Origin of the sequence: Paenibacillus radicibacter, assembly GCF_024721995.1 — a bacterium.
Lineage (GTDB): Bacteria > Bacillota > Bacilli > Paenibacillales > NBRC-103111 > Paenibacillus_AM > Paenibacillus_AM radicibacter.
On the sequence record NZ_JANQBC010000001.1, the window covers coordinates 170,174 to 190,867 of the forward strand.

General features: G+C 41.8%; 22 protein-coding genes. 5 read left to right on the top strand and 17 right to left on the bottom strand.

Annotated elements, in window-relative coordinates; genetic code table 11:
* Positions 1-37 precede the first annotated feature (37 nt).
* The 8 genes from NV379_RS00765 to NV379_RS00800 all read right to left on the bottom strand — a co-directional run bounded on the left by NV379_RS00765 (position 38) and on the right by NV379_RS00800 (position 6,456).
* On the bottom strand, positions 38-1,228 hold the full coding sequence (locus NV379_RS00765) for a hypothetical protein (RefSeq protein ID WP_258205351.1): 1,191 nt from the start codon (positions 1,226-1,228) through the stop codon (positions 38-40).
* Between the two features lie 13 nt (positions 1,229-1,241).
* Complete coding sequence (locus NV379_RS00770) at positions 1,242-2,063, bottom strand: hypothetical protein (protein ID WP_258205352.1); 822 nt, start codon at positions 2,061-2,063, stop codon at positions 1,242-1,244.
* A complete protein-coding gene (locus tag NV379_RS00775; protein ID WP_258205353.1) occupies positions 2,060-2,749 on the bottom strand; it encodes an ABC transporter ATP-binding protein in 690 nt (229 codons plus the stop codon). The genes NV379_RS00770 and NV379_RS00775 overlap by 4 nt, the downstream gene beginning before the upstream one ends.
* Positions 2,746-3,138, bottom strand: coding sequence for a GntR family transcriptional regulator (locus NV379_RS00780; protein WP_258205354.1), 393 nt, complete (start codon positions 3,136-3,138; stop codon positions 2,746-2,748). The genes NV379_RS00775 and NV379_RS00780 overlap by 4 nt, the downstream gene beginning before the upstream one ends.
* A gap of 208 nt (positions 3,139-3,346) precedes the next feature.
* Positions 3,347-4,546: a hypothetical protein gene (locus NV379_RS00785; RefSeq protein ID WP_258205355.1), complete on the bottom strand. Its 1,200-nt coding sequence runs from the start codon at positions 4,544-4,546 to the stop codon at positions 3,347-3,349.
* Positions 4,547-4,559: 13 nt separating this feature from the next.
* Entirely contained in the window at positions 4,560-5,381 is an 822-nt protein-coding gene (locus NV379_RS00790) for a hypothetical protein (RefSeq protein ID WP_258205356.1), read from the bottom strand.
* Complete coding sequence (locus tag NV379_RS00795; protein WP_258205357.1) at positions 5,378-6,067, bottom strand: ABC transporter ATP-binding protein; 690 nt, start codon at positions 6,065-6,067, stop codon at positions 5,378-5,380. The genes NV379_RS00790 and NV379_RS00795 overlap by 4 nt, the downstream gene beginning before the upstream one ends.
* Complete coding sequence (locus NV379_RS00800; RefSeq protein WP_258205358.1) at positions 6,064-6,456, bottom strand: GntR family transcriptional regulator; 393 nt, start codon at positions 6,454-6,456, stop codon at positions 6,064-6,066. Before NV379_RS00800 ends, NV379_RS00795 begins: the two co-directional genes overlap by 4 nt.
* 217 nt (positions 6,457-6,673) lie before the next feature.
* Here NV379_RS00800 and NV379_RS00805 point away from each other — a divergent pair, with 217 nt between their 5' ends.
* Complete coding sequence (locus tag NV379_RS00805; protein ID WP_258205359.1) at positions 6,674-7,213, top strand: GNAT family N-acetyltransferase; 540 nt, start codon at positions 6,674-6,676, stop codon at positions 7,211-7,213.
* A 9-nt stretch (positions 7,214-7,222) separates the two neighbouring features.
* On the opposite strand, the gene NV379_RS00810 is transcribed toward NV379_RS00805, so the two are convergent.
* Complete coding sequence (locus NV379_RS00810; protein WP_258205360.1) at positions 7,223-7,807, bottom strand: TetR/AcrR family transcriptional regulator; 585 nt, start codon at positions 7,805-7,807, stop codon at positions 7,223-7,225.
* Between the two features lie 214 nt (positions 7,808-8,021).
* Between NV379_RS00810 and NV379_RS00815 the strand changes: the two genes are divergently transcribed.
* Positions 8,022-9,497 (top strand): MDR family MFS transporter, encoded by a 1,476-nt coding sequence (locus NV379_RS00815; protein WP_258205361.1) that lies wholly within the window; start codon positions 8,022-8,024, stop codon positions 9,495-9,497.
* A gap of 89 nt (positions 9,498-9,586) precedes the next feature.
* On the opposite strand, the gene NV379_RS00820 is transcribed toward NV379_RS00815, so the two are convergent.
* Positions 9,587-9,814 (bottom strand): hypothetical protein, encoded by a 228-nt coding sequence (locus NV379_RS00820; RefSeq protein WP_258205362.1) that lies wholly within the window; start codon positions 9,812-9,814, stop codon positions 9,587-9,589.
* Positions 9,815-10,038: 224 nt separating this feature from the next.
* Between NV379_RS00820 and NV379_RS00825 the strand changes: the two genes are divergently transcribed.
* Positions 10,039-10,803 (top strand): TIM barrel protein, encoded by a 765-nt coding sequence (locus tag NV379_RS00825; protein WP_258205363.1) that lies wholly within the window; start codon positions 10,039-10,041, stop codon positions 10,801-10,803.
* 237 nt (positions 10,804-11,040) lie between these two features.
* Here the strand turns inward: NV379_RS00825 and NV379_RS00830 are convergent, their stop codons facing one another.
* The 5 genes from NV379_RS00830 to NV379_RS00850 form a co-directional block, all read right to left on the bottom strand.
* Positions 11,041-11,523 carry a hypothetical protein gene (locus NV379_RS00830; protein WP_258205364.1) on the bottom strand — a complete coding sequence of 161 codons (483 nt, stop codon included), beginning with the start codon at positions 11,521-11,523 and terminating at the stop codon, positions 11,041-11,043.
* A gap of 129 nt (positions 11,524-11,652) precedes the next feature.
* Positions 11,653-12,159 carry a GNAT family N-acetyltransferase gene (locus tag NV379_RS00835; protein WP_258205365.1) on the bottom strand — a complete coding sequence of 169 codons (507 nt, stop codon included), beginning with the start codon at positions 12,157-12,159 and terminating at the stop codon, positions 11,653-11,655.
* Positions 12,160-12,165: 6 nt separating this feature from the next.
* Positions 12,166-12,708, bottom strand: a complete 543-nt coding sequence (locus NV379_RS00840) for a GNAT family N-acetyltransferase (protein ID WP_258205366.1) — start codon at positions 12,706-12,708, stop codon at positions 12,166-12,168.
* Between the two features lie 134 nt (positions 12,709-12,842).
* Positions 12,843-14,756 (bottom strand): threonine--tRNA ligase, encoded by a 1,914-nt coding sequence (thrS, locus tag NV379_RS00845; RefSeq protein ID WP_258205367.1) that lies wholly within the window; start codon positions 14,754-14,756, stop codon positions 12,843-12,845.
* Positions 14,757-15,235: 479 nt separating this feature from the next.
* Positions 15,236-16,552: a deoxyguanosinetriphosphate triphosphohydrolase family protein gene (locus NV379_RS00850; RefSeq protein ID WP_258205368.1), complete on the bottom strand. Its 1,317-nt coding sequence runs from the start codon at positions 16,550-16,552 to the stop codon at positions 15,236-15,238.
* Between the two features lie 132 nt (positions 16,553-16,684).
* Here NV379_RS00850 and NV379_RS00855 point away from each other — a divergent pair, with 132 nt between their 5' ends.
* Together NV379_RS00855 and NV379_RS00860 are read left to right on the top strand one after the other, a co-directional pair.
* On the top strand, positions 16,685-17,623 hold the full coding sequence (locus NV379_RS00855; RefSeq protein WP_258205369.1) for a glycosyltransferase family 2 protein: 939 nt from the start codon (positions 16,685-16,687) through the stop codon (positions 17,621-17,623).
* Between the two features lie 24 nt (positions 17,624-17,647).
* Positions 17,648-18,433 (top strand): class I SAM-dependent methyltransferase, encoded by a 786-nt coding sequence (locus tag NV379_RS00860; protein ID WP_258205370.1) that lies wholly within the window; start codon positions 17,648-17,650, stop codon positions 18,431-18,433.
* 249 nt (positions 18,434-18,682) lie between these two features.
* On the opposite strand, the gene NV379_RS00865 is transcribed toward NV379_RS00860, so the two are convergent.
* Positions 18,683-19,546 (bottom strand): VOC family protein, encoded by an 864-nt coding sequence (locus NV379_RS00865; RefSeq protein ID WP_258205371.1) that lies wholly within the window; start codon positions 19,544-19,546, stop codon positions 18,683-18,685.
* Positions 19,547-19,700: 154 nt separating this feature from the next.
* Positions 19,701-20,693, bottom strand: coding sequence for a class 1b ribonucleoside-diphosphate reductase subunit beta (nrdF, locus tag NV379_RS00870; RefSeq protein WP_258205372.1), 993 nt, complete (start codon positions 20,691-20,693; stop codon positions 19,701-19,703).
* Between the last annotated feature and the right edge of the window lies 1 nt (position 20,694).

Genomic DNA, 20,694 nt, shown 5'->3' on the forward strand with positions numbered 1-20,694 from the left:
AAGAACCTTCCCATCTGCCCATGGAAAGGTTCTTCTTTCATTTTACAAAACGAATCGTGTCTACATACATGTTACTGTTCGTACTCTCACCATTCTTGCTATGAATACCACCTTGGTAGACAATCATTCCATTGCTGAGATCCACAATGTTTAAGACATTGCTTTGCTCATTACGTGATGATTTCGAATATCCAAGCAGATACAATCGATCTTCTTTAACAGTAATCCGAGAAACGGCATTTTTTTGGAAGCGAAGCTCATCCATTTTGAGTGTAAATTCCCCAATCACCTTCTTGTCTGACAAGTGATATCGAATCACTTCTGCATCCCCAGATTCACTAAACCGAGTTATAACTGCTTCGTCCCCCGTTAAGTTAATAGATAAGTTAAGGTAGCGATAATGAACAAGGTTTCTCACCTTCTGATCTGTAATCATTTCGAGCTTTGCTGTAACAGTATCATAAACATATAGTTCTCTGTAAGCATACGCATCGCCAGAGTCTACTGGATCAAGTCCTTCATAGATCATATATCGATTCTGAGACTTAATATCTTGCCTGTCATTTCCACTTATATTATTTAATTGAATCGCGCTAGGCGTGATAATCTCATCTGTCACAAGCGTCTTACTATCAAGGCTAAACGTATACACATGCATCTCTTGTTTATTTGGCATATTCATACGTTCCATCGTTATGACTTTGATCGTCTGTCCATCTAGCCACACATGATCCACGAAGTAGCCATGACGATCATTCATGAGCAGTTTTGGCACATCGACATGAAAAGAAGTACTCTTCTTTTGTGCTTTATCGTATATGGAAACAGTGAACTCATATTCTAGGTTATGTGTTCCCTTCTCCGATTTCGTATCCATTTTGACATGACCGATGATCAGATCATTTTCCACGAATCCTCTGTTAGTGCGTTTACCTCGCATAAAGCTGTCATGATCAGCTGCTAATTGATTTAATGAATCATTGTAATACTCGGTATAATCCTTCGCCTCTAAGAAAGATTTCGATTTACGTTCCATACCAGATAAACGAATTGAAATTTGATCACGTAAATAACGACCATCAATCGCTAATTTCGCTGCTTCTTGCTCATTGCCACTTATCGTCTGTATACGGTAATCTTCTTTCTTGCCTGATACTGTTGTATAGTAAGTCCCTAAGCACAGTACAGATACTGCAACAAGGATCGTCGTTCTCCAATAATGTTTCATATGCTGTACCTCCTTAGACTGATATTCTTCTGCGTATTAGATATGAACTAAACCATAATGAACCGGCAAGAACGATCACACGAGTAAGGATTGAGATGATGAACAGTTCACTATTGTAAAAATAAACTTTATCCCCTATTTGATCTAATCCATAAGGAATTAAACAAATTCCTAGTACAACAAGCCCATATCCAACTCCTGTAAGAATCCCCTTCCAGCGGAAGCTGCGTTCAAGCATGATAACTGTAAATACGACCGATATGCACATGACTCCTGTTCCATAATTGTATAGGAATTCCACGAAGTTATCTGGATACAATACACCAATCATAAAGTGATAACGGACAAGGTCTGCTACTGCTGTCTTCACTAATAGCTCATTTGGAACAATTGCGTTAAATGCCATATTTTGCAAATTAAGCAGAATAAGTTGAAGTGCAACAAAGCTGATCGTGAAGAGTAGGATCGCACTTAGTTTCGCCATATATACGTTCATTCTGGAAGTTGGCAGCATCATTAAGCGATAAGCAAATGTGTTCTTTCCCCACCATTCCTTGTACCAGATAAAGAATACATATAGTAGCAAGACTGCCACACATAATGCGATTGGTCCCAAGAAGAATATGGATTGTGAATAACTGCTGATGTTAATGGGTTCTATGCTACTTATTGGAAGCATTTCTTCCGACATCATTCGATTCGCATTCCTTACTAAGCTTCTGGCGACAACATACACACCTGCAAATTGCGACACAATCGTGATCGCTAACAAAGTCAAGAAAACTTTGCTAAACCGACTAATCTCCCATTCGAGAAGTTTTATAAATCGATTCATGACTGATACACCTCTCTCATGACGTCCACAACAGACTTACCTTCGTTAAGTCTTACATCTTCCGTGTTAAATTCCTTAATCACTCTACCTTCATCCAACATGACGACCTTATCAATTAAATGCTCAATGTCTTGAATTTCGTGGGTCGTAATAATAACGCCGCGATCTTCGATTAGGTGGCTAGTGAACACATTCGTGATCTGCTCCCTACTGAACATATCAATTCCAGAGAATGGTTCATCCATCAGAATATACTCTGCGTCTAGCGACAAACCAAGTAACAAATTTGTTTTCGCTGCATTTCCTTTAGACAAATCACCGATACGATCTTCTGCCTTCAATTTGAAAAAATCCAGCATTTCCAGTGCACGCTTCTGATTCCAGTTCGCATAATAATCTTTCATGAACTTCATTGCTTCACTGATCTTAAGGTTCGGCGGCATCGTAATCGTATCAGGGATAAAAGATACTTTCTCATATGTGTGCTTATCAATAGGCTGTCCATCTATCGTAATCTTTCCACTAAAGAGAGGAATAAGTCCCATTATTGCTTTCATGATCGTGGATTTACCAACGCCATTAATTCCGATTAAACATGTGATCTGACCTTTTTCTGCGGTGAAGGATACTTCGTCCAGCACTCTTCTTCTCTTATACTTCTTACTAATGGCATGTACCTCGATCATCTAGCAACCTCCTGTCTGCTAGCCCGCTCCGATTCATATCTCTCTCTTACAAGCCCAAGTAGCTCGTCCACCGGAACCTCAATTTTCTTAACAGAACCGACGAAAGCATCCACAGCTTCGCCTAATAGCTCATGTCGGATTGATTTCAATACAGCTTCATCAGTCGTGATGCGGCTGGGGGAATTTCCTGCTGTTGTTATCAATTTCTGCTCCTCCATTTCTTTGTATGCACGCTGCGCCGTATTCGGGTTAATATGGAGCAACCCGGCCAGCTCCCTGCGGGATGGAATCTCTTGCCCTCCCGCTAATCTTCCTGTTGCGATCTGTTCCTTAAAGTACCGGACGACCTGTAGATACACGGGATCGCGATTATTGAATGTAACGTTCATCGGCCCATCTCCTATTTCTCTTCTATGATGTCATATTTATCTCCATCCGATTTCAGTGTATGTACTAAGTGGTTCATACGCTATGTGTGTACTATACCCTTAGTACACTGTGAATGTCAACATAAAAAGGGAGTAAATGCTGTTGGGAAAATGTGGTTAGATAACAAGAGAGAACCGCTATCCCTTGGTGGGAGCGGTTCTCTGGGGGTTAGGACTGGTCTTTGAAGTTGATATTGTAGCCACTAAATTGACTATTCATGTTCTCAATCGACCCATCAACTGTATCGACAACCCCTGCGTATAGCAGCTTACCCGTGTCTAAATCTACTACACTAATGTTTTGTGTATACCTGTATTTATACCCACCATCGGCGTATGTGTAGAGAAGATTACCCTTAATAAAGCTTTTTCTAACTGAATCCTGACTGAAATTAATATCTTTAAAGCTAACCTTGTGATTGACTGTAACCTTCTTCTCAGGGATGTTATAACGAAGGATGGACGACTCAAACTGGTCTTTCTTCGATCGACCATGTATGATGATCTCATCGCCAAACTGTTCCGTGTACGCATCTCTTTCATTTCTTTCGTTTCTACTCATTGCTTCTTTTACCATTGCATCTTGTATAGGTTCGAATGTTCCACTTTGCAAGTCATAAATATATATACTTGATGAGTGTACTTCATTTACATATTTAGTGACTTGATAAGCCAAATACCTCTGCGTTTGCTTAGAACTTGAAAAATCAATTAATCTGTAACTGTAACTATTCGGTTCATCACTCACCCTAAAAGTTTTCTCATCTAATAACTTTCTCTGATCGATACTAAATGTATACAGATGAGGCTCTTCACCATCTTGAATGCGATACTCCTTCGTTAACACACTTAATGTCTGCCCTTCCAACCACACCCGTTCAATCCACATATTATGAGGTGAATAACCCTTCTTGGGAACAGACACTGAATACGAAGTACTTTTATCGCTTCCTTTATCGAAGGTTGATATTGTAAAATCAACCTGCATATCGCTTTCTTGCTTATTCTGCTTCATATCGGCATGGGCAATTATCGTGTCATTTTCATAAAAACCTTTCTCGCCTACCTTGCCCCTCATAAAAGAATGATGTGCACGATACATTTCATTCAAGGTTTTACTGCTGTACCCTCTTCTGTCCATGAATTGCAAAAATGATCTCTCGAGTGCAACACTACCCTGAGAAGAGACTGTGACTTTGGTATCAAAACCGTCCGTTCCTTCAATCTCAAGCGAGGAAACCAATTTCTCGTCTCCAGCTACCGTTCGAAGAATAAACTTTTCATCAAAAGACTTGTCTACCAAATAATAAGTCCCAAAACACAGCACGATTGCGGAGGCAAGGACAATTAGTTTCCAATAACGCTTCATATGCTGCATCTCCTTAAATTGAAATTTTGTTTCGAATTAAATACGCACTTAAGCGGATGGATACTGCGATAACGATCAAACACATCACAGCTATCATCAGATATAGTTCGCTGTCAAAAAAATAATTGGGAATCATTAGCTCACTTATTAATACTGGAATAAATAAGATTAATCCTGATACTGCTAAATAGACAATACCCGCCACAATCCCTTTCCAACGGAAACTACGCTCAAATAAAATGACGGTAAACAGAACAAGCAATACCATGAAACCAACCCCATAGTAAGCGAAAAACTGGAATAATTGATTAGGTAATAAAACTACAAATACAAAATGGTTACGGTCCATGCTGGCAAACGAAATAGGATTTAATAATTCGTCAGGAACAAGCTGGTTAAACAAACTATTTTGTACGTACAATAACAGACATTGTAAAGCCACTAGTCCCCAAGTAAACAACAAAATCGAACACAACTTCGCCCAATATACGTTCATTCTAGAGGTTGGCAGCATCATTAATCGGTACGCAAACGTATTCTTCCCCCACCAATCCCGATACCAGATGAAGAAGATGTACACGACCATAACCGCCACACATAACGCAATGGGCAAGTAAAACCAATCCGAGCGCAAGTAATTACCAATGCTAATTTTACCGACCCGATCAAGCGATATGCCTTGTTCTTTGATTATCTGATATAAGCGATTCGTGTCACTTGTCGCCGTTATGTATACACCTAAGAATTGAACAACTGCTAACAAACCACAAAGCGTAAGATACAGCTTGCCAAACCGACTAACCTCGAAGTTTAGTAACTTCCAGAAACGATTCATGAACGATACACCTCTCTCATGACATCCACAACCGACTTTCCTTCCGCCAATCGAAGGTTTTCGGTATCAAATATTTTGACGATCCGTCCCTCATCCAGCATCACAACCGTATCGATCAGATGCTCGATATCATGGATTTCATGTGTAGTAATAATAACTCCGCGATCTTCGATTAGATGGCTTGTGAACACATTCGTGATCTGCTCTCGACTAAACATATCGATGCCCGAGAACGGTTCGTCCATCAGAATATAGTCCGCATCTAGCGATAAACCTAGCAAGAGGTTCGCTTTAGCCGCATTTCCTTTTGATAAATCCCCGATCCGATCTTCACCTTTTAATTTGAAAAAGTCCATCATTTCATCCGCACGTTTCTGGTTCCACTTCACGTAATAGTCACTCATGAATTGCATCGCTTCGCGAATTCGCATGCTAGGCGGCATCGTGATCGTATCCGGTATAAAAGATACTTTCTCATAGATCTTCTCACTAATTGGCTGTCCATCAATTAAGATTTGACCGCTATTAACAGGAATGAGACCCATAATGGCTTTCATGATTGTAGACTTACCAACTCCATTAATTCCGACAAGACAAGTTATTCTACCTTTTTCTGCGGTGAAGGATACTTCGTTCAACACTCTTTTTCTCTTGTATTTCTTCGTAATCGAATTTACCTCGATCATGCGGAATCCTCCTTGCCCCTAGCCCGCTCCGATTCGTATCTCTCTTTCACAAGTCCAAGCAGCTCATCCACGGGTACAGCGATTTTCATAACAGAACCGACGAATACGTCAACCGCCTCTTGTAAGAGCTCATGTCGGATCGATTTAAGCACAGCTTCATCTGTCGTAATGCGGCTCGGTGAGTTACCGGAAGTCGTAATCAATTTCTGTTCCTCCATTTCTTTGTACGCGCGCTGCGCCGTGTTCGGATTAATCTGGAGCTGCCCGGCTAGCTCTCTGCGGGATGGAATCTCGATTCCTCCTGCAAGCCTTCCTGTCGCGATCTCCTCCTTGAAATACCGGACAACTTGTAGATACACGGGATCGCGATTGTTAAATGCAACGTTCATCGGCCCATCTCCTATTATCATCTGATGTTTAGTGTATGTATTAACTAGTTCATACGCTATAAGTGTACTATATCCTTCATACACTTAGATTGTCAATACTTGCTAAATAATAGTTTTAATTTTTCACACTACAATTTGTCATCGACTCTATTTATCTACTATAATGGATTAACGCAATAATTATTTTATTTTTCAAAAAATAAGGGGTGTTATACAGATGATAAGAGGAAACAACTTCTACTTAAGAAACTTGCAGCACGAAGACGCTCAAGCTCAACTTGATCTATTCGTGAAAAACCGTCTTTTCTTTGAACCATTCTTGATGACAAGTGGTGATGAATTCTATACGTTAGAACATCATCAGCACCGTATTGAGAAGCAGATAAGCAACATCAAGGAAGATAAAGCCTACTCCTTCGGCATTTTTTTGAATGAGAATGACCAATTGATAGGGAATCTCAATTTGTTTCAAGTCATAAGAGGCGCACTGCAAGGCGCATTTATCGGTTATTTTCTAGACAAGGACGTCAATGGAAAAGGCTATACGACAGAGGCTGTGAAGCTTGCGGTAAATTATGCATTTGAAGAGTTGAAATTGCATCGTATTGAGGCGGGGGTAATGCCGCACAATCTTGCCTCCCTGCGAGTCCTCGAGAAGTCTGGCTTCCACAAAGAAGGCATCGCGATCAAGAATGTGCTTATTAATGGCAAATGGGAGGATCATCAAGTCCTCGCCATTATTAACCCGAACGATTAACCATTATTCCTAAGTTAAGGTCATTTGCATCAAATTGTTCTTTAGCGCTTCTACCGAGTAATTACGCTCCACACGAAATAATTGATACATACTAGGTCCAGTTGCATAGATGATCATATCGGTAATAAAGGTATGATCTCTTGCAGCTAGGCCTTTTTCCTGTGCTTGTTCTTCTAATAACTGACTTATTCTCTCGTGCATCGTCTTATAGATTGGGGAATCACTGAAACAAGCTCCTTCTGCAAATTGAAAGTTCTTAATCCCTCCCAACCACTGATAAGTCTCCTCGGCATAATCCACCCAATCTGAAATTACTTGTGCAATACGTACATCAATCTGTTCTTGTTCATTATCGATCAAATATGTATTCATTCTCTCATTGACTTGCACATAACTCTCCAGTACCACGTCCAGACATAGGTCCGCTTTATTCGCATATCTGCGATACAATGTCCCCTGTCCAACACCTGCTTCCTTGGCGATTTTGTGCATGCTAACTTCATTCACCCCATATGTGATGAACAATTCCTTCGCTTTTTGTAAAATAATCCGTCGATGCTCGGCTGCATCACGCCTCTCTCTGCGAGAAAACATTCCACCCCTCCTTACACAAAATTCATACTCTGTTCGTATTTACAAGCGGACAATTGTCCGTTAAAATAATGAAGGATCGGGCGACACACATTATTTTCCAAAACCCCAAAACCTTACTCATTCATTGTACCCCTCACCCAAATCATGGGTCAATGGTGGCAGAGGATTCATCTAGATGTCCGACAAGATAAATAGAAAATAGGAGGTTTAGAGAATGTCATCTGGAGCACAAACGAATGTATTGCAAGAAAGACCACAGACCATTAGGCAAATACTTGCCCCCCTCATCACGATTATCATCGGAATGTTCATGGTCATTCTAGACGGAACTGCCGTCAATGTTGCCTTACCAGGATTTGTTAAAGACTTCAATAGTAGCTATCCTGTTGTTCAGTGGACAGTTATGGGTTATGCACTCGCTCAAGCTGCTGTTATCCCCCTTGCGGGTTGGTTATCTGATCGTTTCGGATCAAAAAATATATTCCTAATCTCACTCGCTTTCTTCACCCTAGGCTCACTTCTCTGCGCACTTGCTACCGATATTACACAACTCATTACTTACCGGATTATTCAAGGTATCGGTGGCGGTATGGTGATGCCGATTGCAATGGCGTTCATTTACCGAATCAGCCCACCAGACAAGATTGGTGCTGTCATGGGAATGATGGGAATCCCCATTCTACTCGCTCCTGCACTTGGTCCAATCTTAGCTGGATACTTAGTCGATTATGTCAATTGGACATGGATATTCCTCATTAACATCCCTATCGGTATAATTGGCCTAATATTCGGAATTCGCAAGCTGCCGAAGATTGAACGTCAGAGCGTTCCTGCCCTTGATCTTCTCGGTATGATCTTAGCTCCACTTGCGTTTGCTGCATTATGTTATGGGATTAGTGAAGGGGCAACGGATTGGTCATCTTCGAAGACATTAATCGGTCTTGGAGTTGGAGTTGGTGCCCTTATCCTCTTCATCATCGTTGAATTTATTCACAAACAGCCATTGTTAGAATTACGTGTATTCAAATCTTGGGAGTTCTCACGTGCCATCATTATTCAGTGGATTACACAAGTTGCCTTGTTCGGTACGATGTTCCTCGTTCCTTTGTTCTTGCAACAAGCGAAAGGCTACAGTGCATTCGATACAGGATTAATTATGCTTCCACAGGCACTCGCAGCAGGTTTAATGATGCCAATTAGCGGAAAGTTGTCTGATAAAATTGGTGCTAGACCCCTTGTTATGGCGGGTATGGCAATCGTAACGATTGCAGCTTTCTTATTGTCACAGATTAAAGGTGACGATGGCATTATTATGATGATCATCCCTCTTATCTTGTTAGGTGCTGGAATGGGGTTATCGATGATGCCACTTCAGACTCATTTGATGAAAACAGCTCCGCAAAACCTGGTCAGCCGAGTCACTGCGTTAATTAATGCGCTTCAACAAGTCGTCGGTGCATTTGCGGTAGCTGGCTTAACGACCATCTTAACGAGTCAAATGAAGCAGCACATTACGGAAGGTGTGCCACCCACGATCGATACATGGGCAGCATCATTTGGCGATACATTCTTCGTCTTAATCGGAGTTGGCGCGCTAGGAATCATCCTTGCATTATTACTATCCAAACCCAAAAAACTGCAAAATGACGATTCCAGTGAAACGCCACAACCACAAATCGTCATACACTAATTTCAAAAAACAAAATAAGGACTGAAACTCCTGCTCTCTCAAAAGTAGGCAGGAGTTTCAGTCCTTTATTATTTATACTAGTCATATAGTTATAGGTTATTTAAATTTCTGCGTGCTAGATTGTCTTGTTGTAACTGATCTTGTTCTTCTTTCGTTAACGACTTTTTCCCAGTCATATGGTCCAATATCTGCTTGCCATTGATGAGAGAGCTTGTTGCTTCATTTTCATTATCAATAGGAAAAGACTGTTTTAACGCATTCACAACTCCTTTGGTGTATGGTTTCGTTGTGCTTTCTGAATGCTCATTGTTCTTCATGATGTCGTCCTCCTCAAATTTCAAAAAATATGTAGCTACTCTTACATTATACCACTAATCGCTCATGAGAGATGCGACACTCTGAATAACGAGCTGATAACAACATAAACAAGCTTCCGATCCACTTATTAGAGGTATGTGGTATGAATTATTTTAATATTCTATTAAAATAGTAGCATCTAGCAAGTCGCATTCACAAAAATTTGGTAGAGGAGCTATTCTTGATGAAATTTTCCTTATGTATCGGTGCTTATCCAGGTAAAGATGTCATCTATCATTTAGAAAAAATAAAAGAGCATGCATTCCACGGGCTCGAATACTATGCTTGGTGGGAACTTGGTGATTTGAAGACTATTTCGAAACATCAAGAGCGGATCGGAGTGGGAATGAATGCAACATGCACTCCGTTCATCAGTTTAGTTGACGAATCGCAGCGTGATGCTTACCTAACCGGCATTCAAGAGACAATTCATGCTTGTAAAATCCTAGGCATACGTTCGGTTATCTCACAAACAGGCAACGTGCTTGATGGCGTGTCTCGAGATCAACAACGTGCAACCATGATTGATACTTTAAAACGCTGTGCACCACTTTTTGAAGAAGCTGGAATCATCCTTGAAATTGAACCCCTAAATGGACTTATCGACCACAAAGGTCATTTCCTTCAACGCTCCGATGAATCCGTCGATGTGATTGATCAAGTCGATAGCCCTAACGTCAAGCTCGTGTTCGACGTCTATCATCAACAAATCACGGAAGGTAACGTTACTCGCAATGCAACCGGATATATCGACCGAATCAACCATTATCATATTGCGGATAACCCAGGACGCAAAGAGCCAGGCACTGGCGAACTTAATTACATCCACATTTTACGGGCAATCAAGCGGACAGGATTCTCTGGCTTTATCGGTCTAGAATGTGGCTATACCATCGACACGGATGAAGCAATAGTACAATTCAAGCAAGAGATTTTATCTCAAATCTAATCATTTTCGTTCAAGAGTGTGTTCAAAAAGTCTGGTCACTGCGAAGAATGAGGGTGCTTCCGGTCACTGTCTCAATCGTGAATTTCGATTTTATTTAATGGTATTTTCACGATTTCAAAGGCGAACGCTACGCTCCTACAACACCCTCATTCTACTTCGTTTAACTTTTTGAACACACTCTTAAAAAAATAGAGAGTGAAGGAATAGCTTTACGCTACTCCCCACTCTCTTCACCTTTTATCTGAGTGAAAACTTTTCTTCCTTCAAATATTCAGATGCTTCATCATACGTATCGAAGACCTCTTCCAGATCATCTCCCGCGTACAAATACCACTTCTGATCTTCATTTTCAAGCTGAAGTACGAGTTCTTGGTTCTCCGCATTTACCCAATACTCTTCGATCAGCTCTGCTTCTACACTTGATTCCTCGCTCAATGCACTCGTTCTTGTCATCGATTGAATCGACTGCTCAATAATTGAGCGAAGTTTTTCCTCCGAATAATCGCGTATATTTACGAACCCTTTATCATCCACATTGAATTTCATAAAATGACCCGCATACACGAATCCATTGCCATTTGGATGTAAATGGTATACGACCGTCTTCTTATCGAGTGCACTAACCTCATAATGATAATTCACACGACCAAGCGATACATTCTTACGTTCCAATTGTGGAAAAGAATCCACAATCGCGATCTTCTGTTCAAAACTAAGCATGCTTATGCCTCCATCTAATGACTTTAATATCACATTATAGCATAGAAGCACGTGTACAAGATAACGGGGGCATCTCGTCATCATTTCCGAAACACGCTGTGACGTTCAATACGAGAGGCATATTCAAACTTACAATATAAGCGCCATCAATTCCTCATCATAGCATTGACCATCTTTCATTAATGCACACCTCTCAAAACCATATGTCTCAAATCCAGCATTCATGTACAAGTATTTCGCAGATTCATTCGACGCAAGAACGCTTAAGTTAATCTGTCTTAGACCTTCAATTGCTCTTGCTTTACAAATTACTTCATCTAATAACTGTTTAGCAATCCCTTGTCCTCGGAATCTCGGTTTCAGATAAACACCCCAAATGAACCCCTTATGCTCACTCTTAATTCCACTTTCTCGCTTGAAGCCGAACATGCCAACTAGCGATCCGTCCACTGTATGAGCTCCGATAACGAAATTGCTCGTATCTGCACGTAATCTACCCTTCGCTTCAGCAGCTGACAGCTTAACGGATTCTTCATATGTAGACCCGAATGCTTCCGGATTTGTTTGCAAACCTTCTAATCGCAGTGCCCAGAATGCCTCGAATTCCTCTGGTTGTACCGCTCTAATATGTATCATATCGAATTAACCTCCAATTACAGCTGATTGATTGCCTTGATTTACAATAAGTCCATCGGGATGCAGACGAGCCATCAGGATTTCATCTACATATTGCCCTCTCGATTTAATACTACCTTGTTTAACACCTTCCATTTGGAAGCCGACTTTCTCATACAGTTCCTTCGCTCCTGGATTTGTTGCAAGAACACCCAGTTCCACACGCTCTAACATGAGCCATTCATCCGCTAATTCCAATGCTTTCGTGATCAGTGCTTTTCCCATTCCACGTCTATGATAATCTCGATCAACAGCAAGATACAGATCCCCAACATGCGAACGACGAGCATTCTGCCCCACCATAAGTCCAACAAACCCGTACACTCTTCCTTCGATATCTGCCACGAATTCATGATGGTTCTGTCCCATATTGCGAATTCGATTCTCAATCGTATCTACCCGAATACTCGGTGAAAACATCGTATAGGCTACCACTTCGTCTTGCGAACAAATTCGTTGTAAATCCATTGCATCACTTACCTGAACAGGTCGAATATTCAATCTATACATTTCAGATCTCTCCCCTACCTTGCATTTTTATGAAAATAAGTCTAGGCATAGTGCATGCCTAGACTCCAAATCCAGCACTATTTCTGTACGCTATAGTTAATGGTAGATTTTAACACGGTTAAATTAGAAGTCAACTATTTTATCGCTTCAATTTCTTCCTTCAAACAAGCAATGAAGTCACCAACCGACTGCGAGCCTTGATCCCCTTCACCACGCTTGCGAACAGCAACAGCATTCGCGCTCTTCTCGTTCTCACCAAGTACGAGTGTATACGGTACTTTTTCCATCTGAGCTTCCCGCATCTTATATCCCAGCTTCTCATTACGAATATCGACTTCAACGCGGATCCCTGCATCTTCAAGTGACTTTTTCACCTGAAGGGCATAATCGATATAGTTCTCGGACACAGGCAGAATCTTCACTTGAACCGGTGAGAGCCATGTTGGGAATGCCCCTGCGTAATGTTCAATCAGAATGCCCATAAAACGTTCAATTGCACCATATACAGCGCGGTGAATGACAACTGGACGATGCTTCTGATTGTCCTCGCCAATATAGTTCAGATCGAACTTCTCTGGCATTTGGAAATCAAGCTGGATTGTTGCACATTGCCAGCTGCGCTTTAATGCATCACGAATGTGAAAGTCAATCTTCGGTCCATAGAAAGCACCATCTCCTGGGTTTAGTCGATATTCCACACCACGATGATCAAGCACATTTTGCAGCGCATTCTCAGCTTGCTCCCACAGTTCAGCAGACCCTAATGAATCCTCTGGACGAGTAGACAATTCAATCGAATACTCAAATCCAAATACTTGATACACATGATCAATAAGTGCGATCACGCGCTCAATCTCATCTTCGATCTGATCTGTTCTAACGAAAATGTGAGCATCATCTTGGCAAAAAGTACGCACTCGAGTCATTCCACTTAGCGCTCCCGAGAACTCATGACGATGAACTTGACCAAACTCAGATATACGGATTGGCAGCTCCCGATAGGAATGTAAGCTGTTCTTATACACCAACATGTGACCTGGACAGTTCATTGGCTTTAACGCATATTTTGTTTCGTCCACTTCAGTAAAGTACATATTCTCTTTATAGTGATCCCAGTGACCCGATTGTTCCCATAAACGTTGGTTCATCATAAGCGGTGTTTTCACTTCATCATAGTCCAGCTTCACCTGCAACCCGCGAGCGAAATCTTCAAGTTCGTTACGTAGCACCATCCCCTTGGGCAAATAGAACGGCATTCCCGGCGCTTCTTCCGAGAACATGAAGAGCTCAAGTTCTTTGCCAAGCTTACGATGATCGCGTCTCAATGCTTCTTCCAACATAGCAAGGTGCTCATCTAACTGTGATTTCTTCGGAAAAGCAGTTCCATATATACGCTGCAGCATCTTGTTCTTCGAATCTCCGCGCCAGTACGCTCCCGCTACACTTTGCAGCTTAAATGCTTTGATTAAGCCAGTCGATGGCAAGTGTGGACCGCGGCATAAATCTGTAAATTCACCCTGTGAATACAGGGATAAATTCGCATCTTCAGGTAAATCTTGAATAATCTCAAGCTTCAAGTTCTCATTCAACATCGAGAACATCTCCACCGCATCTGCACGGCTGACAACACTGCGAACGATTGAAAAGTTTTCTTTGATGATACGCTGCATTTCCTGCTCAATATTCGCTAAATCATCTGTTGAGAGTGGCTTCTCAATATCGATATCGTAGTAGAATCCGTCTTGAATAACAGGCCCGATACCCAATTTCACTGCTTCTTGTCCATAAATTCGTACAATCGCCTGCCCCATTACGTGTGCAGTACTGTGTCGATAAATATCTAGTCCATCCTTACTATCGAGCACGACAATTTCGAGCTCACAATCTTGTACCAATTCACTTTGTAAATCCACGAGCTTGCCATTCACTTTACCAGCAATTGCATTCTTACGAAGCCCTGTGCTGATCATTGCAGCAACCTCTTCAATTGTTGTTCCCCGCTCAAACTCCCGAACGTCTCCACCTAATAATGATACTTGAATACCCATCTTCAACATCCTCCATTCTGATTGTGTATTACCCCGAAACTTGTGTGTTTAAAAATTCAACAGCGACCGGAAGCATTCCCTTTCTTCGTAGTGATCAAACTTTTTGGACACACTTTCCAAATTGAACGCAAAAAAAACGCATCTCATCCCAAGGGACGAGTGCGTTCAAGCTCGTGGTTCCACCCTAATTCGACCTGCAATAACACAAGCTAGGCATCATAACCTATCATCTGTTTGCAGCGTCCTTAATCAGCATCCGTTATCGAGGATGAAGCGGTGAAGCTTACTGCCAAAGCTCACACTTTGGGTTCAACAACACGGCTACCAAGGGGTAATTCAAATTCGGATTTCGAAGAAGCTTGCACCTATCACTTCTCTCTCTGTGCCGTCCATAATAAGAATCATGTCTTAGATCAAAGCCAATATTCGGTTCTTGATTCAAGATTATAGTCCGATTATAACCGATGGTCAAGAGGTAATTAATCACGTTCATAGATCGAACCCGATCGACTCGCAAACAACTCCATATACACTTTCTCTGCGTAGGCATCTGTCATTCCCGAGATGTAATCAGCTACTAACCGCTCCCACGGCCAATTGCCTTTATGTTGTTCATAACTTTCAATCCAATCTGGCGGTAAAATTAAACGTCCCGTTTCTTCATGGATAAAGCTCTCCCATAGACGCTCCAGCATAATTTCACTTCGCTTTTGCAAACGTTGAACGCGGAAATCTTTCACTAACGTTACCCACGCTAGTTTTTTCAAAATTTCCATCGTGCGTAGCAATTCCAAATCCTGCTGACCGTCACGAACAAGAGTCACTTTTTTCCATCCAGTTGCAATGTCATCAATGATACCCACATGCTGCGCAAACTTACTTACCCACTGCGCTTTCATCTCACGTCTTGTGCGAGAAGCTTCCTGATCATTCCCTGCATATATAGATTCCCATTGCTCCAAATATTGACCCAATACTTGCTTCACCATCGCAGTAACATCCATACTATCCCATTCGATATGCGAATTTCCTTGGTCTTCAATGATCTCTTGACTTAAATGTGCAATTAGCCGTTCATCTCCAAGGAAGCTACGTGTCATCTGAATTTTACCAGCGCGAATACCATCTTCAATATCATGCGTGGAATATGCGATGTCATCACATAAATCCATAAGCTGCGCTTCTAATGTCGCGCAATCTGTAGGCATTTCCCACGCATCACGCAAGTAGTTAATACCTTCCCATTCCGCTGTGTAAAGACCTTTCAATCTGCCAGGTGGATCTAATAAATACGGATATTTATTAATCGATAACAACACAGAAGCGGTTAGATCAAGACCGCTGTCGCTGCCTGCTCTTTTTTCTAGAAACATTAAGATTCGGAAATTCTGCGCGTTACCTTCATAAGATTGTCCATACTGTTTGGTTAGAAGATCGTTCAGCACTTCTTCCCCTTTATGTCCAAACGGTGGATGCCCCAGATCGTGTGCAAGTGCTGCAATTTCAACCACTTCTGGTTGAATCATAAGTCCAGGATGCTCTCTCTTATCTAAGAATGCATAATTCTTGTTTAGCTTACGTGCAACTTCCCTTGCAATTTGCGAGACTTCTAACGAATGTGTCAACCTCGTACGGTAATAATCACCTGTTCCTGCACCGAACACTTGTGACTTACCTTGCAGCCGTCTGAACGATGGCGATTGGATAAGCCGCGCGTAATCTTTCTCAAATTCATCTCTATCTTCACTCGAATACATGTTGCCTGTATCAAATAATCGTAGTTTACGTATATTCACATTCATCCCTCATTTATTTATGTAATCGCTAGCCTTAATCTAATATTATACCATAGGATCGGGATGCACGTACGAACACATCCAACCACCTTGAATATATTAACATGAAGTTTAAGGGACGGAGGTGGCCGCATGCGTGCAGCATCTCATAAGAAACAAAGCTATCCATTGGTAAGTATCCTTATCACAACGTACAATCGTCCTCATTATTTTGTACTTGCCTTAGAAAGTGCTTTAGAGCAGACCTACCCTAACATTGAAATCATTGTGTGTGACGATAGCACCAACAACGAAACCTTCAATAGTATTCAACCGTATCTCCGCAAACATCCAGACATTCAATATGTCAAAAACCCAAGGAATCTCGGACAGTTCCACAATGATATACAAGCACTCAGTCTTGCCAAAGGCGATTTTGTCAACTTCCTCTGTGACGATGACCTTTATCATACGGAAAAAATTGCGAAGATGATGAAGTACTTCCTAGATGATCCGAATGGAGAGCTCGCACTTGTCACGTCACATCGCAAAATTATTAATGCACTAGGACATGAAATTCCAACGGAATGGAAAATATGGCACAAGCAGTTTGAAGAGGACACTCGCATCAATGGCAAACAGTATGGCAACCGGATCTTATGCTACGGGAATTCGATCGGAGAACCGACAACCGTACTTTTTCGCAAAGCCTACTTAAAGGAACCCTTCGGTACGTATGGTGGTAGACGCTTTCAATGTACCATCGACATGGCAACTTGGCTCAATTTGCTTGCTGAGGGTGATATCGTATATATGACAGAATCACTCAGCTCCTTCCGTAGTCACAAGGGTCAACAGATGGAGGACAAATCCAAGAAAATGTTCGTCTATGGTGCAACCGATTTCTGCTACCTTGTCGTAATTGCGCATCAAAAAGGCTTTTTGCAAGATAGCGCTAGTGCTAGAATTGCGTACGACTATGCTAAATATCTTGTCGTCAATTGCCTCCCTTTTGCACACGGCAAGCCCGAACTTGAACAACACGTGAAAGACTGTGGAGTGCTCATGAAGTATATTAAAGCCATCTCCTAATACCAGACTGAGGGAGGAATCACATTGAGTAGTATCCTCGATATGTACAATAAAAATTTCCCCACGCATCAGAATGCAGTCGATATTTTCCCAACCGAATGGGTCAGTAAATTCCCTACACAATTTGGACTTACTGCGGGAGAGAACCCCCTTTTTGATGACGAAAGATTGCACTGGGGAATGGCTGAACTTGGCGGTGTAACTGGTAAGAAAGTCCTTGAACTCGGCTCATTTGAAGGCGCACATAGTTATATGCTGGAGCAAAGAGGTGCTGGTTCTGTCCTTGCCATTGAGTCCAATACGAGCTCATACCTCAAGAGCCTTATCACCAAAGAAGTGACGAACCTTCGCAGAGTTCAGATCATGTGTGGCGACTTTATCGAGTACTTACGCAAAACAACTGAAACATTCGATATTATTATTGCCTCTGGTGTGCTTTATCATATGACCAATCCACTCGAATTGCTTATTCTGATGAAACAGCGCTGCAAGAAGGCTTATATCTGGACACATTATTATGATGAGGCACATATGCATCTACACGCACCACACGCTTTGAAAAATTATTCGGCAGCTATCCCGATCGCGTATGAGGACTATACATTCAACTATTATCGGCATAGTTACAATGAGGCACTCAATATGAACATTTTCCTAGGCGGACATGAGGTATACAGTCATTGGATGAGCCGAATCGATATCTTATCCGCGCTATACAAAACTGGGTTCTATAACATTCGTACGAATTTCGAATATCCGAATCGTCCGAACGGCTTGCCTTCGTTTGCTATTGTGGCGGATTGCTTGTAGAGGGAGTGAGTGTGTTCAAAAAGTTGGGTTACTACAGAGAAAAGAGCACTTCCGGTCGCTGTCTCAATCGTGAATTCTGAATTTACTTAATGGTATTTTCACGATTTCAAAGGCGAACGCTACGCTCCTCCAATTGCTCTTTTCTCTTTCGTTCACTTTTTGAACACGCTCGTTTGTTTTATAAATAAAAGACTATAAAAAAAACGCTTCTCCGTTGTTCCATCACAACGAGAGAAGCGTTTTTTACTTTTACACGGATAATAAGATCGAGATGCCAGAAGTGTCACGGACGAGATAGCCATCTTCACGTTTCGTAACTTCTGCTCCTGCTTCACCTAGACGCGCAATTGTCGCATCTAGCGCCGCTTGATCTGGAATGATGAGGGAGTAGTAGTCTAAGCCAGTTGCATTGGCTGGAGGTACAGGAAGGCCTACGCCTGCCCACGTATTCATCCCAATATGGTGGTGGTAGCCGCCTGCCGATATGAATAACGCGCGATTGCCATAGTTCGTAATGAGGTCAAAGCCCATCACATCACAGTAAAATTGCTTCGCTTGCTCAATATCCGCCACTTGTAGATGTATATGACCGATTGTGGTGCCGGACGGAAGCCCTGTCCATGGCTTTTGCTCCGCTAGTGCAAGTAACCCTTCCCAATCGATCGGATCGGTTGCCATCGTAATATTGCCCCATGAATCACGCTTCCAATCTTCACGTGGACGATCCCAATAGATCTCGATACCATTGTTGTCTGGATCACTCAAGTACAGCGCTTCACTCACAATATGATCTGCCTGCCCGATCCCTACACGCTTCTCGAGCAGATGTCGAAGTGTAATGCCTAGCGACTCTCTTGTTGGCACTAGGATAGCAAAGTGGAACAATCCTGTCGTCGGTCTTGGTTCTGGCATCACAATCGCATCTGCAACCTCTTCAAGCACGAGAATTGGATTTACATCACCCTTCGCTGTCAGGTATGCCACATTCCCCACCTGTTCTTTTACATCCAAACCAATTATCTCTTGATAAAACGCAATTGAACGCGCCATATTACTTACTTTAATTCGTACATATCCGATTAATGTATTTGCATGAATTTGATGTTTTGTCATAATCATTATCCCCTTATGTTTAGTAACAGTCCTATTTAATAACATCATTATATCAAATTACTTTTAGTAAGTAAATATACTTTTTATTTATTGTGTGCAAAAGGATACAAAAAAACCTCCCTATGTTTCCATAAGGAGGTTCTTCAATATTTAATTAAAACTTCGATGCCGCTACGCGGTCGTTTAAGAAGTCAAAGTCTTTATCTTGCAAAGGCTCCACTTTACCTTTTTGGTAGCCGCTACCTTTTGTAGAGAAGAAATCATGTGTACTTGTCTCGGTACGAATACCGTTCAAGACAACCGGGTTTACTTCTTCTTCTGGATAGTAAGGCTCAAGTCCAAGGTTCATCAGTGCCTTATTCGCATTGTAACGAATGTATTGCTTCACTTCATGCGTAAGACCGATCGCATCATACAACTTCTCTGTATACTCAAGTTCGTTCTTGTACAGATTCTCTAAGAGCTCATAGACGAATTTCGTTGCAACCGCTTGGTCATTCGCATTTAGTTGATTGAATTCTTCTTGTGCAAGTAGTCCTACGAATACACCGTGTACGCTCTCGTCACGAATGATTAGCTTGATGATCTCGCCGCTCGCCACCATCTTACCTTGACCTGCAAGGAACAATGGGTAGAAGAAGCCGGAATAGAACAAGAAGCTCTCTAGGAATACAGATGCAACCATCGCTTTGTACAAGCTAAGCTTATTGCCCGGCTCAATGCTACGATAAATATCATCAATAATGGCAGTCTTGTGCTGCAATTGCTTGTTCTCTTTGACCCATTCGAAAGTATCGTTGATCATCTCTGTGCTTGCCACAGTTGTGAAGATCGTACTATAACTCTTCGCGTGGATTTCCTCCATCGCTGCTTGGAAGATCAAGATTGCTTTCTTCTGCTTTTGTTCCACGAACTGCGCGATAAGTGGCATCCCTACGTTACCCTGCTCCGTATCTAACAAAGTCAGACCGCCAAGAACGCGCATGTAAGCAAGACGCTCTGCATCATTCATCTTAGCCCAAGACTTTAAGTCCTTGGAGATTGGAATCTCGGTATCTAACCAGAATTGCGATGTGTTTTGTGTCCACAATAGCTCAATATAATCCGTTTCCGGTGCATTCCAATTGACTGCTTCAAATTTGCTCATC

What these genes read in the sequence shown, in the direction of transcription:
- NV379_RS00840 (WP_258205366.1), bottom strand. Translation starts at nt 12,708, where the DNA reads ATGTATAGATTGAATATTCGACCTGTTCAGGTAAGTGATGCAATGGAT.
- NV379_RS00805 (WP_258205359.1), top strand. Translation starts at nt 6,674, where the DNA reads ATGATAAGAGGAAACAACTTCTACTTAAGAAACTTGCAGCACGAAGAC.
- NV379_RS00835 (WP_258205365.1), bottom strand. Translation starts at nt 12,159, where the DNA reads ATGATACATATTAGAGCGGTACAACCAGAGGAATTCGAGGCATTCTGG.
- NV379_RS00785 (WP_258205355.1), bottom strand. Translation starts at nt 4,546, where the DNA reads ATGAAGCGTTATTGGAAACTAATTGTCCTTGCCTCCGCAATCGTGCTG.
- NV379_RS00800 (WP_258205358.1), bottom strand. Translation starts at nt 6,456, where the DNA reads ATGAACGTTGCATTTAACAATCGCGATCCCGTGTATCTACAAGTTGTC.
- NV379_RS00865 (WP_258205371.1), bottom strand. Translation starts at nt 19,546, where the DNA reads ATGACAAAACATCAAATTCATGCAAATACATTAATCGGATATGTACGA.
- NV379_RS00820 (WP_258205362.1), bottom strand. Translation starts at nt 9,814, where the DNA reads ATGAAGAACAATGAGCATTCAGAAAGCACAACGAAACCATACACCAAA.
- thrS (WP_258205367.1), bottom strand. Translation starts at nt 14,756, where the DNA reads ATGGGTATTCAAGTATCATTATTAGGTGGAGACGTTCGGGAGTTTGAG.
- nrdF (WP_258205372.1), bottom strand. Translation starts at nt 20,693, where the DNA reads ATGAGCAAATTTGAAGCAGTCAATTGGAATGCACCGGAAACGGATTAT.
- NV379_RS00790 (WP_258205356.1), bottom strand. Translation starts at nt 5,381, where the DNA reads ATGAATCGTTTCTGGAAGTTACTAAACTTCGAGGTTAGTCGGTTTGGC.
- NV379_RS00830 (WP_258205364.1), bottom strand. Translation starts at nt 11,523, where the DNA reads ATGCTTAGTTTTGAACAGAAGATCGCGATTGTGGATTCTTTTCCACAA.
- NV379_RS00815 (WP_258205361.1), top strand. Translation starts at nt 8,022, where the DNA reads ATGTCATCTGGAGCACAAACGAATGTATTGCAAGAAAGACCACAGACC.
- NV379_RS00855 (WP_258205369.1), top strand. Translation starts at nt 16,685, where the DNA reads ATGCGTGCAGCATCTCATAAGAAACAAAGCTATCCATTGGTAAGTATC.
- NV379_RS00770 (WP_258205352.1), bottom strand. Translation starts at nt 2,063, where the DNA reads ATGAATCGATTTATAAAACTTCTCGAATGGGAGATTAGTCGGTTTAGC.
- NV379_RS00780 (WP_258205354.1), bottom strand. Translation starts at nt 3,138, where the DNA reads ATGAACGTTACATTCAATAATCGCGATCCCGTGTATCTACAGGTCGTC.
- NV379_RS00765 (WP_258205351.1), bottom strand. Translation starts at nt 1,228, where the DNA reads ATGAAACATTATTGGAGAACGACGATCCTTGTTGCAGTATCTGTACTG.
- NV379_RS00810 (WP_258205360.1), bottom strand. Translation starts at nt 7,807, where the DNA reads ATGTTTTCTCGCAGAGAGAGGCGTGATGCAGCCGAGCATCGACGGATT.
- NV379_RS00775 (WP_258205353.1), bottom strand. Translation starts at nt 2,749, where the DNA reads ATGATCGAGGTACATGCCATTAGTAAGAAGTATAAGAGAAGAAGAGTG.
- NV379_RS00795 (WP_258205357.1), bottom strand. Translation starts at nt 6,067, where the DNA reads ATGATCGAGGTAAATTCGATTACGAAGAAATACAAGAGAAAAAGAGTG.
- NV379_RS00825 (WP_258205363.1), top strand. Translation starts at nt 10,039, where the DNA reads ATGAAATTTTCCTTATGTATCGGTGCTTATCCAGGTAAAGATGTCATC.